General features: G+C 74.8%; 10 protein-coding genes. 2 read left to right on the forward strand and 8 right to left on the reverse strand.

Annotated features, from left to right (window positions below):
- Positions 1–23: 23 nt before the first annotated feature.
- Together OG392_RS05355 and OG392_RS05360 are read right to left on the reverse strand one after the other, a co-directional pair.
- Entirely contained in the window at positions 24–2,594 is a 2,571-nt protein-coding gene (locus tag OG392_RS05355) for an ABC transporter permease (protein WP_329276150.1), read from the reverse strand.
- Positions 2,591–3,286, reverse strand: a complete 696-nt coding sequence (locus OG392_RS05360; RefSeq protein WP_329276152.1) for an ABC transporter ATP-binding protein — start codon at positions 3,284–3,286, stop codon at positions 2,591–2,593. Before OG392_RS05360 ends, OG392_RS05355 begins: the two co-directional genes overlap by 4 nt.
- 222 nt (positions 3,287–3,508) lie before the next feature.
- Between OG392_RS05360 and OG392_RS05365 the strand changes: the two genes are divergently transcribed.
- Positions 3,509–4,864, forward strand: coding sequence for a sensor histidine kinase (locus OG392_RS05365; RefSeq protein ID WP_329276154.1), 1,356 nt, complete (start codon positions 3,509–3,511; stop codon positions 4,862–4,864).
- Entirely contained in the window at positions 4,861–5,598 is a 738-nt protein-coding gene (locus OG392_RS05370) for a response regulator transcription factor (protein ID WP_329276156.1), read from the forward strand. Before OG392_RS05365 ends, OG392_RS05370 begins: the two co-directional genes overlap by 4 nt.
- Here the strand turns inward: OG392_RS05370 and OG392_RS05375 are convergent.
- The 6 genes from OG392_RS05375 to OG392_RS05400 form a co-directional block, all read right to left on the reverse strand.
- A complete protein-coding gene (locus tag OG392_RS05375) occupies positions 5,538–6,017 on the reverse strand; it encodes an STAS domain-containing protein (protein ID WP_329276159.1) in 480 nt (159 codons plus the stop codon). The two genes, OG392_RS05370 and OG392_RS05375, sit on opposite strands and share 61 nt — an antisense overlap.
- A gap of 175 nt (positions 6,018–6,192) precedes the next feature.
- Complete coding sequence (locus tag OG392_RS05380) at positions 6,193–7,335, reverse strand: 2Fe-2S iron-sulfur cluster-binding protein (RefSeq protein ID WP_329276160.1); 1,143 nt, start codon at positions 7,333–7,335, stop codon at positions 6,193–6,195.
- 19 nt (positions 7,336–7,354) lie between these two features.
- Complete coding sequence (locus OG392_RS05385; protein ID WP_329276163.1) at positions 7,355–8,845, reverse strand: phytoene desaturase family protein; 1,491 nt, start codon at positions 8,843–8,845, stop codon at positions 7,355–7,357.
- Positions 8,842–9,267: a nuclear transport factor 2 family protein gene (locus OG392_RS05390; protein ID WP_329276165.1), complete on the reverse strand. Its 426-nt coding sequence runs from the start codon at positions 9,265–9,267 to the stop codon at positions 8,842–8,844. Before OG392_RS05390 ends, OG392_RS05385 begins: the two co-directional genes overlap by 4 nt.
- A gap of 41 nt (positions 9,268–9,308) precedes the next feature.
- Complete coding sequence (locus tag OG392_RS05395) at positions 9,309–10,679, reverse strand: sialidase family protein (RefSeq protein ID WP_329276167.1); 1,371 nt, start codon at positions 10,677–10,679, stop codon at positions 9,309–9,311.
- Positions 10,680–10,813: 134 nt separating this feature from the next.
- Positions 10,814–12,226, reverse strand: a complete 1,413-nt coding sequence (locus tag OG392_RS05400; protein ID WP_329276168.1) for an aminopeptidase P family protein — start codon at positions 12,224–12,226, stop codon at positions 10,814–10,816.

Raw genomic sequence — 12,226 nt, forward strand, 5'->3', positions numbered from 1 at the left:
CCCCGCCCCCTCCCTCCGCGGCCCTACTCCGCCCGCAGGGCCCGCGCCGTCGCCGCCCCGGCCGCCCAGCCCGCCGGGAGCAGAGCGCCGGCCGTCGCGATGACCACGCCGGCGGCCGCGAGGAGCACCAGCAGGGGTGCGCCGTAGACGTCGATGTCCGCGGCCGGGATCGTGGTGCCGACCGCCCGGCCCATGGCCGGCATGACCTGGCGGTGGAGTGCCACGCCGAGCGGCACGCCGACCGCGCCCGCCACCAGGCCGATGGCGCCGACGGAGGCGAGGACCTGCGTGACGGTCTGCCGCGGGGTCATCCCGAGGGCCTTGTACACACCCAGGTCCCGGACGCGGTCGCGGGTGTCGAGAACGACCGTGGTGAGCACTCCGAGGCAGGCGACGACGACGAGCATCAGCGTGAGCATCACGATCAGCGCCTGCATGGCGCGGATGACGCTCGACCTGCCCGCCTCCGTGACCGCCGCCTCCGCGCCGAGGGGGGAGACGACGGCGTCGAGCCGCTCGGCGTAGCCGGCGGCGTCCGCTCCCGGTGCGAGGGTGACGGCGAAATCCGCCGGCAGGTACGGGGGGCGCAGCGCGGCCACGGACGCGGCGGTGCTGCGCAGGGTCATGCCGTCTCCGCCCAGGTCGAAGACCTCCCCCACGATCCGTACCCGGACGGTGCGCCGCTGCTCGGACAGGGTGACCGTGTCCCCCACGCTTACCCCCGTGGCCCGGAGGAAGCGGGTCGGGGCGACCGCCTCGCCCGCGGCCTCGAACCAGCGGCCGGAGACCATCGTGTGGGGGCTGCCGGCGGTGTTCCCCTCGTACGCGACGAGCGGCGCGCCGCCCTTGAGTCCCGCCACCTCCACCTGGGTCCGGGCCGTCCGGTACACGGAGTCGGCCCCCGGGAGCGCGGCGATCGCCGCCGCCACGGCCGCCGGGTCGGCGGGCTTGCCCGGCAGGGGCACGCCCGCTCCACCGTCCCCGGCGCCCGGCTGCCCCGGCGGCGGGTCGTCCGGCCGTGCCACCGTGCGGACGGTGACGTCGCCGCCCTTGTCCGGATCCCCGTCGGTCTTCACCGCGACCAGCGTGCTCCCGAGTCCCACCGCGAACGTCACCGCGAGGGCCCCGAAGGCCACCGCGGCGGCCGTGCCCGCCGTTCGCGCCGGGCGTGCGAAGGGCGCGGCAAGGCCCAGGGTCACGGGGCGGGGCAGCGGCAACCGTCCGATCAGGCCGCGGACGGCGGACACCCGGACGCGGCTCCCCCGCCCGTCCCCGGCGGCCGCGCCCAGCCGGAGCACCGCGGCGGTGGGCATCCGGGCGGCACGCAGCGCGGGGCCGAAGGCGGCTCCGGCCACCACCGCGAGGGCGGCCGCGGGGACCGTCACGTCCACCCAGAGCGGGATGAGGACGGCGGTCGTGTCGTAGGCCTCCGCCACCTCCGCCATGAGGGGTACGGCGAGCGCGTTGCCGAGGGCGACGCCGAGGAGCGCCCCCACGGAGCACGGGATCAGGGCCTGCGCCACGTACACCCGTCCGATCTGCAGCGGGGTGAGGCCGAGGGCCTTCAGGATGCCGATCCGGCGGGTCGCGGCGCCCACGGCGCCGCTCACCACGATGCCGATCACGAGGACCGACATCGCGAGTCCGAGGAGGGCGAAGGCGGTCACGAAGGGCACGAAGGCCGCGGTGTTCTCCTGGGCTGTCTCACGGACGTCGAGGAAGGACCGGGTGCCGACGACCGCACCCGCCGGGGCGGCGGCGGCGATCGCGTCGCGGCCCGCCGCGACCTGCGCGCGCGTGTCGGCGGCGGTGAGCCGGTAGAGCATCTGGAACGCGGCGGGCCGCTCCCCCGCGAGCGCTGTGAGCTGTGACGGTACGACCCAGGCGTCGGCGCTCTCCCCCGCGGACCCGGCGACGCCGACCACGGTGAGGGCGACGTTCCCGGCGGTCAGGCGTGTCCCCACGCCGGCGCCCGGCGGGCGGGACCTCCGTTCCAGGACGACCTCGCCGGGAGCCGCCGCCCACCGGCCCGTCACCAGGGTCACCGCGTCCACGCGCCCGGCGGCGGACGCCCGGCCGACCATCGTCAGCGGCGGTGGCTCGAACCCGGGCGGCGTGGCGCCGTCCGTACGGAGTCGTACGGAGACGAGGGCGAACGGCCCGGCGGCCGCGGCGACTCCGGGCGCGTGCGCCGTCGCGGCGAGCCGGTCGGGGTCGCTCCCCGCCGACCCGTCGAACCGCACGGTGAGATGCGCCCCGCGCTGCTGGGCGAAGGCCCGGTCGAACGGGGCGCCCGAGGCGACGAGGAGACCGACCGCCAGGACGGCCGAGGCGACGGTCAGCAGCGCGGTCAGCACCATCACCGCGGTCTGGGTACGCCGCCGCGCGACCCCCGCGCGCACGACCCGGCCGAGAGCACCACCGGACGACCGGCCGGGGAACCCACCGGACGGCTCGCCCGAGGTCCCGTCGGACGGCCTGCCCCCGGTGCCGCCGCGCGGCGCGCTTCCTCCCGGGCCACGGCCGCGCTTCGCGCCGCCCTCGCTCATCGGGTCGCCGTTCGTCCGGTCGCCGCTCATCGGGTCATCGCTCATCGGGTCGCCGCCAGGACGTCCCGGGCGACGCGGCCGTCGACGAGTTCGAGCGTGCGGGTCGCGCAGGCCTCGGCGAGCGCCAGGTCGTGGGTCACGAGCACGATGGTCTGTCCCTCGGCGTTCAACTCCCGGAGGAGGTCGCGGACGTCCGCCCCGGACGCGGAGTCCAGTGCCCCGGTCGGTTCGTCGGCGAGGAGCAGCGGCGGCCGGTTCATCAGGGCCCGTGCGACGGCGACGCGTTGCCGTTCGCCGCCGGAGAGGCGACCCGGATGCACGCGCGCGTGGCGGGCGACACCGAGCCGGTCCAGGAGTTCGGCGGCCCGCGCCGCCGCGCGGGCCCGCGGCATCCCGGCCAGCTGGGCCGGGAGCAGCACGTTGTCGGTGACGGTGAGGTCGTCCAGGAGGTTGAAGAACTGGAACACCATCCCGATCCGGTCGCGCCGGTAGCCGGCGGAGGCGGTCTCGTTCATCCGGTCGACGCGCAGCCCGTCCACCGTCACCCGACCGGTGGTGGGCCGGTCGAGGCCGGCGAGGAGGTTGAGCAGGGTCGACTTGCCGCTGCCGGAGGGGCCGAGGACGGCGAGCGCCTCGCCGCGCCCCACGTGCAGCGTCAGCTCCGAGAGCGCGGCACGGCCGTCCTCGTACGTCCTCCCGACATCGCTCAGTTCGATCAGGGGATCGGATGCGGACACGGGCCCTCCAGGGTTCGGCTCCCCTCGGGGACGAGGGATGCGGCGGGGTGTGTCCCGACGCTAGGAGGGGCACCGCCGCGCACGCGTCGGCCCTGGTGGCGAAGATCCGTACCGTCCGCGGTGGAGGCACGCGCGCGTCATCCGCGCGATGTACTCCTCCGGAGCGGCGTCCTGGTCCCACGGGTTGATCCGCCGGTGGCGGGCCGTTGGCACACTGCAGCGGTGAGCAGGTACGAAGAACTCGTCGACCGCATGCGCGGGCCCCGGACCCTGGGCGCGCCGCCCCCGATGTCGCGCTGGGCGGGGGTGGCCGACGGGCTGCTCGCCCTGGCGCTGGTGGTCGCCACGATCGCCGGTGATCTGAACCGCTCGTACGTGGAGGTCCGGCCGGAGCTCGACGGCGCGCCGTTTCCGCTGCCCTTCCCGCCCGGGCTTCCGGCACCGGCGGGGCCTCCTCCGGTCCTCGACGCTTGGCCGTATCCCCCGTCGGCCGTGGAGCACGTGCTGCCGCCGGTGGAGGCCTGGGAGCTGATGGCGGCCACGCTGACGGCGTTGCCGCTGGTGCTGCGCCGGCGCTTCCCGCTCGCCGTCTACTGGGTGGTGACGGCGGCCGCGGTGCTGCTGCACCTCGGCGAGGTCGCCGCGGACGCGACGACGGTCACGTTCGCCTCGGGTCTGGTCGCGGCGTACAGCGCGGCGATGTACAGCCCGCACCGCAGGGCCGTGGCGGTCTCCCTCGCGGCGGGCGTGGCGCTGTACGCCGTCTTCCCGCTGGTTCCGGACGTGGACAGCGGTCTCGTCCCGGTCCTCGTCCTGCTGCCGGTCGCCCTCGCCTCGCACGGCGTCCATCTGTGGCGACAGCGGGAGCGGGCGCTGCGCGCCGAGCGGGACTCCGAGCTGCGGCGCGCCGTGGAGGCGGAGCGGTCCCGGATCGCGCGGGAGCTGCATGACGTGGTCACCCACAACGTCAGCATGATGACGATCCAGGCCGGTGCGGCGCGCACGGTCCTCGCCACCTCCCCCGACCTGGCCCGCGAGGCGATGCTCGCGGTGGAGGCGGCGGGGCGGACGGCGATGTCGGAGCTGCGGCACGTGATGGGGCTGCTCACGATGGCGGCGGACGGCGACGACCCGGCCGTCGACGTGGACCTCGCCCCGCAGCCGGGCCTGGAGCGGCTGACGGAACTGACGGAGCGGGTGCGGGCTTCGGGGGTGCCCGTGGAGCTGGCGGTGGCGGGCGAGCGCGTCGCGCTGACGGCCGGTGTGGACCTCGCCGCCTACCGGGTGGTGCAGGAGGCGCTGACGAACGTCGTGAAGCACGCGCCGGGCGCGCGGGTCTCGGTCACCGTGGCGTACGAACCGGAGCGGCTCCGTGTGGAGGTCTCCGACACGGGCGCTCCGCGCGGCGGCGCCTCCCGGGACCGTGGTCCCGGGAGGCGGTCGCCGTTCCCCACGGGCGGGCACGGCCTGCTCGGACTGCGGGAACGGCTGGCGGTCTACGGCGGTACGCTGCGGGCGGGTCCGGTCCCGGACGGCGGGTACCGGATCCGGGCGGTGATTCCGTGGGAGGCTCCGTGACCGACGCTCCGCGTACGACCGACGCGCCGCGGGTGGTGATCGTCGACGACCAGGCCCTGGTGCGGACCGGTTTCCGGATGATCCTCGCCGCCGACGGCGTCGACGTGGTCGGGGAGGCCGGCGACGGGGACGCGGCGGTGGCCGTCGTGCGGCGGACCCGGCCGGACGTGGTGCTGATGGACATCCGGATGCCCGGCACCGACGGTCTGGAGGCCACGCGCCGCATTCTCGCGGACGGGGCCGGGACGGCGGGCGGGCCCCGCGTACCGGCGCCGCCCAGGATCGTCGTCCTCACCACCTACGACCTCGACCAGTACGTGTACGCGGCGCTCGGCGCGGGGGCGAGCGGCTTCCTGCTCAAGGACGTGACCCCCGAGCATCTGACGGCGGCGGTACGGCTCGTCCGGTCCGGGGACGCGCTGCTCGCGCCGTCGATCACCCGTCGTCTGGTCGAGCGCTTCGCGACGGCCGGTGGGCGGTCCGCCGCTCCGCACCGCGAACTCGCCACGCTGACCCCGCGAGAGCTGGAGGTGCTGGAGGCCTTGGCCCGCGGCCACAGCAACGCCGAGCTGGCCGAGCGGTTCCGCCTGAGCGAGGCGACGGTGAAGACGCATGTCGCGCGGATCCTGTCGAAGCTGCGGCTGCGCGACCGGGCGCAGGCCGTGATCGCCGCCTACGAGACGGGTCTTGTCACCCCGGGTTCCGACCGCGGGGGGCCCGCCGGGTCCCAGTGAGGGGCTACCCCGTCCGGCGGCGCGCCCGACGGCACCGCGTCCCACCCTTCCGGGAACTCACCCTCCGGGTCCCCCGCCGATTCCGCGTCCGGCTCCCTCTCCGGGCGCAGGACGTCGTCGAGTTCCGTGAGCCGGATGAGCCGGAGGATCCACGGCTGGTCGCAGACGAGCCGCCAGCGTGCGCCGCGCTGCCGGGTGCAGCGGGCGCAGTGGGCGAGGAGGCCGAGCCCGGTGGCGTCGCAGAAGGTGAGGCGCCGGATGTCGACGGTCAGGGCGTCGGACTCGCGCACGAGGGCGTCGAGCTCGGGCCGCAGGTGCCGTACGAGGACGAGGTCGAGTTCACCCCGGAGGGCGGCGATCGTGACGCCGCCGGCCGAGCGGACGGCCAGGTAGGGGTCATGACGGGGGATCAGCTGCATCGGGCGCTCCACAGGGTGGCTCCATGTGTCGCTTCGAGCGTGGACGCCCCCCTTCCGGGAGGGACGTTTCGCCTCGGCCGCTGTCACCTGAATCGGTGAATGTTCGAGCCATTGCCCCTCGTACGGACGACCGATGTGTGTACGTACGACCACGCCCTCCGGTCGCCGCTTCCTCTCATACGTCCAGTTCCACGTCCGTCAGGGGATACGCGACGCACGCGTGCGCGTACCCCGAGTCCGGGTCGGAGAGCCGGAGCCGGGCCTCCTCCGCGTGGTGGACCTCGCCCTTGAGCACGCGGACCCGGCACAGGCCGCACTCGCCGGAGCGGCAGGCGGACTCGGGGCGGATGCCGGCGTCCTCCAGGGCGTCCAGGAGGGGGCGGCCCCGCGGGGTGCGGAAGGCCGTGGCGCGGGTGGCGACCGTGACCCGCTCCGCCGGGTCGGCGCCGGTCGGCCAGTGCGGCTGCCGGGTGGGATCGGCGGGGGCGCCGTTGGCCTCGAAGCGGATCCGGCGGCGCGGGTGTCCGAGCCCCTCGGTGAGCTGGCCGAGGGCGTACGGGTAGAGCGCCTGGGGCCCGCACACGTACACCATCCGCCCGGCGAGGGACCCGGCGAGCTCGGTGACGCGTGCGGCGGTCAGCAGTCCGGTGGGACCCGGCCACCGCGGGTCCGGTTCCTGGAGGACGTGGTGGACGCGGATGCCGGGGTGGTCGTCGGCGAGCGCGTCGAGTTCCGCGCGGAACAGGATGTCGTCGAGGGACCGGGAGCCGTAGAGAAGGTGGAAGCGCCGGTCGAGGCCCCGGTCGGCGATCTCCCGGACCATGCTCATCGCGGGTGCGACGCCGGAGCCGCCCGCGAGGAAGACGACGTCCTCGCCGTGGAAGAGGGGGTTGTGGTGGAAGGTGCCCTGGGGGCCGGTGGTCGTCAGGGTGTGACCGGTGGCGAGGGTGTCGAGCAGATGGTTGCTGATCCGCCCGCCGGGCACGCGGCGCACGGTCAGGTCGTAGTGGCTCAGGTCGGCCGGGCTGGAGGAGAGGGCGTACGGGCGGTTCGTGCCGTCCGCGAACACGCCGACGTACTGCCCGGCGAGGAAGGGCGGCAGATCGGTGCCGTCGGGGCGGCGAAGCCGGAAGGTGCGGGTGCTCGGCGTCTCGTAGACGACGCGGTCGACCCGGAGGTCGAGCCGGCGCGGGTGGTACGTGTCGACGGTGCGGCGGGTCCGCGCGGCGTGGTCGACGGTGTCGGCGGGGCGGCCCGCGATCTCGTCGCGGATACGGTCCGCGCCGGCGAAACGCGCGGTGAGGTCATGAGGCGTCACAGGTGTCTCCCGGGTCTGTTCAGGCGGCCTTGGACCGCAGCAGGCGCCGGGCCACGCGCGCGCCCGCTTCGAGGGTGGGCTGGAAGCCGCCCATGCCGGACCAGGATCCGGCGAGGTGGAGGCCCGGCACGTGCGGGCGGAGTTCGCTGTCGCGGAACTGCCAGCTCTCGGTGGCGTCCTGCTCGTAGCCGTAGATCGCCCCGCCGGGGTGGCCCAGGTAGCGGCTCATGGTGAGGGGGGTGGCGACGTCCACCTCCTCGATGACGCCCCGGATGCCGGGGGTCACGGCCTCGACGAGGTCGAGCAGTGTCTCGGCGTAGGCGAACTTCTCCCGGGCGTACGCGGCCGGTTCGACGCCGTCCCAGGCGGAGCCGTACTGGAGGGTCATGAGGCTGACGTGGGTGGCCCCGCGGGGCGCGAAGCCGATCGGCTCGACGTCGTACGAGGTGACGCAGATGCCCCGGGCCGGTTCGCGGGTGCGCCAGGAGGCGGACGTGCGGTCGGCGTCCAGATCGGTGTTGACGAAGGTGGTGCTCGTGGTGAAGCCGAGCTCCGCCGGGGTGGCGTCGAGGCCCATGTGCAGGACGAAGCCGGAGACGCCGATCCGGCGGGAGGCGAGGTCGGCGCGGACGGCGCCGGGGACTTCGAGGCCGTCGAGCATGCCGTAGGTGAGGGGCAGGGAGGCGTTGGAGACGACGTCGGCCGCGCTCACCTCCTGGCCGTCGTCGAGGCGGACGCCGACGACCTTGCCGCCGCGCGTCAGGATCGCGTCGACGGCGGTGTGGAACCGCACCTCGCCGCCGGCCGCCAGGAACGCGTCGAGGATCGCGCCGGACATGGCCTGCGAACCGCCGCGGAGGTGCCAGGGTTTGAACTCCAGGTACGCGAAGAGGACCAGCGCCAGGTCCTGGAAGGGCAGCCGGGACGGGGGCTGGCCGAGGTAGCCCCAGTAGGAGGCGAGGACCGCCTTGAGGCGCTCGTCCTCGAAGTGCTCGTCGAGGACGTCCCGCGCGGGCCGCAGTCCGTGCCGGAAGAGGAGCTCGTCCACCTGGTCGGCGGGAGTGCCGCGCATCGCGGCGATCTGCCAGAAGGTGAGGTCCCGCACGAGGGCGAAGAACCGTTCCACGCGGGCGCGGTTGCCGGGGAAGTGCGCCTCCAGCGTCGCGGTCGCGCCCTGCCAGTCGGCCGGGAGGGTCACGTCGAAGGAGCCGGGCACGACCGTGCGGTAGAGGTCGGGTTCCCTGACCCAGGTCAGCCGGTCGCCGATGCCCAGGTCGTCGAAGAGGGGCCGCAGCGTGAACGCCTGCCCCTCCGCGCCGATGCCGGAAAGCTGGTGCAGCGCCACCTCGAACTCGAACCGCCCCCGGCGGAAGGAGGTCGCGCAGCCGCCGGGCACGCTGTGGCGCTCGACGAGCAGCGTGCGGGCGCCGGCGCGCTGGAGGGTGGCGGCGGCGGTGAGCCCGGCGTTGCCCGCGCCGACGACGACGGCGTCGTAGTCCGCGCCGCTCACCGCTCGCCCTCGGCGGACGGTCCCGTGTCCGCCCCGGCGAAGGCCTCGGCCTTGATGCGGTCGAACTGGGCGCCCATGGCGGCGGAGAGCGCCTGCGCGGCGGAGAGCGGCCGGACCATGACCATGAAGTCGTCGATCCTTCCCTCCTCGTCGAAGTGGAGGAAGTCGCAGCCGTTGATCTCCATGTCGCCGACCTTCGCGGTGAAGACGAGGGCGTGGTCCCGGCCGTCGTCGCTCCCGATCTCGCGGACGTACGTGAAGTCGGTGAAGACGCGCATGACCCCGCGCAGGATCGCGGCGGTGATGGCCTTGCCGGGGTAGGGGCGGAAGGCCACCGGGCTGGTGAAGACCACGTCCTCGGCGAGCAGGTCCTCGATGGCGGCGTGGTCCCGGTTCTCGACGGCGGCACGGAACGGATGCATGACGGCTCCATATGCAACTTGTTGATTAGGTGCAAGTGCAGCTAACCGCATCCCCCGGGAGACGTCCAGGGGCCACCCGCACTCCCCCGCCCCTGCCTCCTCACCCCTCGAACCCCTGCCGCCTCCCGCACATGATCGACAGGACGCTCCCCAGGGCCCGTCACCGCGGACAGCGGGACGCGGCGGAACTCCACCGTCTCGTACGCGCTCCCGGTGCCGGTCTCGTGGAGGAGTCCGATCGTCGCCGCGTCCACCCGCACGAGGTCCGAGTACGCCGCCTTCCGCACGGACACGGTCAGCCTCCTCGCGAAGGTGCGACCGCCGTCCTCGCTGCTCCAGAGGGCCGGCTCGGCGCGGGCGGTCGGGACCGACGGGGCCGAGAGCACCAGGCTGCCGCCGGCTTCGGCCACGTACAGCACACTGCCCTGGACCACGGGGACGCCGTCCAGGCCGGGTTGGGGCGCGAAGGGCCTCAGCAGTCGCGTCCCGCCCCGGACGGCGAGGGCGCCGGCACGGTTGCCGAGGCTGGTGCCGAGCTGGTCGCGTGCACTGAAGTACAGCCTGCCGTCGGGAAGTTCGGCTGCCGTCGACTCGTTGGCGTTGACCACGCCGTCGTACGTGTCGTCCACGAAGCCCACCCGCCAGGACCGGCCGCCGTCGTCGCTGTAGAGCGCGTGCGCCCCGTAGTACCGGGGCTCGCGGCCGGTGTCGCCCGAACCTTCGGGGGGCGCGGCCGAGTGGTTGGCGGGGACGACGAGCCGGCCGGCGTAGGGAGGGCGGGTCAGGGCGACGGCATGGCCGGGGCCCGTGGCGTACCAGCGCCACTCGGGGCGCTTGACCGTCTCCGTGATCTCCCGCGGCGCCGAGAACGTCCACCCGTCGTCGCCGCTCCGCTGGACGAACACCCGCCGGCTCCGCGCCGCGGGGACCTCGCCGCCCAGGATCTGCGCCTCGGTGGCCCCGCCGCCGTTGTACGAGCTCAGCAGGACCACCTCGCCGGAGCGCGGGTCGACGACGGGTGCGGGGTTGCCGCGGGTGTCGCCGTGCCCGGCGGCGGCCACACGCGTCGGCCCCCAGGTGCACCCGCCGTCCTCCGACCGCCGCACCACGAGGTCGATGTCACCGCTGTCCCCGGCGCCGCCGACCCGCCCCTCGGCGAAGGCCAGCAGGGTCCCGGCCGGGGTCCGTACGACAGCCGGGATGCGGTAGGACGCGTACCCGCCGACGCCCGCCGTGTACGGGACGGAGGTCTCGCACAGGACCCCGTCCGCGGGTTCACCCGCCGTCCGGACGACGCGTTCCGGGACCCTCTCGCGCGCGGCGGCCGACGAGCCGGGCGCCCAGCCGGCGGCGCCCAGCCCCGTTACGGCCACGACAAGCCCCGCCACGGTCCCTGCGGTCACACGTCTCACGGGGGTCTCCTCCGGTGCCGCTCACCACCGACGCCCTCGCCCGGCCGGACAGCACCGGGGGCGAACTCCGGTCGCCGACTGTAGCCCCGCGGACTCCCGTCCCCCGGGCCGCACCGCCGGGCCGTGCCGCCGCGTCAGCCGGCGAAGCGGGCCATCCAGGACTCGACCTCGGCCGAGGAGCGCGGGAGGCCCGCCGACAGGTTCTCGTGGCCGTCGTCGGTGACGACCAGGTCGTCCTCGATCCGGACGCCGATACCCCGCCACTCCTCCGGCACGGTCAGGTCGTCGGGCTGGAAGTACAGCCCGGGCTCGACCGTGAGCACCATGCCCGGTTCGAGGACGCCGTCGACGTACTCCTCCGTGCGGGCCTGCGCGCAGTCGTGGACGTCCAGGCCGAGCATGTGCCCGGTGCCGGCCATCGTGAAGCGACGCTGGAGACCCAGGGCGTACGCGCGGTCGACGGGGCCCTCGATGAAGCCCCACTCGACCAGCCGCGCCGCCAGGTGCCGCTGGGACGCCTCATGGAAGTCCCGGTACGGGGCCCCCGGCTTGACCGTGGCCATGCCGGCCTCCTGCGCCTCGTACACCGCGTCGTACACCTGCCGCTGGACCGGCGAGAACGTGCCGCTGATCGGCAGCGTGCGGGTGACGTCGGCCGTGTAGAGGGAGCGGGTCTCCACGCCGGCGTCGAGCAGGAGCAGCTCACCGGGCCTGACCGGGCCGTCGTTCTCCGTCCAGTGCATGATCGTGGCGTGCTCGCCGGCGGCGCAGATGGAGCCGTATCCGACGGCGTTGCCCTCCAGGCGCGCCCGGCGGAAGAAGGTGCCCTCGATCCACCGTTCGGAGGAGGCGACGGCCCTCGACAGCTCGCCGACGCAGTCGGTGAACCCGCGGACGGTCGAGTCGACCGCCTTGCGCATCTCGCCGATCTCCCAGGCGTCCTTGACGAGCCGGAGTCCGGAGAGCGCCGATTCCAGCTCCTCGTCGCGCTCCTCGTCCGTGGTGACCGCGGCTTCGAGGGCGGGGTCGACGCCGCGGACGATCCGGGTGGGCGCGCCGGTAGCGGCGGCCAGGTCGTCGACGGCGGTCCGGACGTCGCGGCAGGGCAGCCCGAGAACGACCTCGGCCTCGGCGAGCGAGCGGCGCCGGCCCATCCAGAGCTCGGCCGTGTAGCCGATCCAGAACTCGTCGTTGTCGCGGCTGTCGCGGGGCAGCTGGTAGCAGTAGGCGTCGTGGCCGCCGTCCGCGCGGGGTTCGAGCACGAGGGCGCCGTCGCGCGCCTGGTCGCCCGTCATGTGCACGTATCCCGTGTACGGACGGAAGGGGTACGTGTCGTCGTTGGAGCGGGTCTTGAGGTTGCCGGAGGGGATCACGAGGCGCTCGCCGGGGAAGAGCGCGGAGAGCGCGGCGCGGCGGCGGGCCGCGTACGGGGCCTGCTCGTCGGGCGCCAGCCCGTGCCGCTCGGTGTCCGCCCACCCCGACCTCATCAGGGTGGAGAGCTCCTCGGAGACGCCTTCGTAGAGGCCGTTCTTGCGACCCTTCGCCAC

Origin of the sequence: Streptomyces sp. NBC_00691 (assembly GCF_036226665.1) — a bacterium.
Lineage (GTDB): Bacteria > Actinomycetota > Actinomycetes > Streptomycetales > Streptomycetaceae > Streptomyces.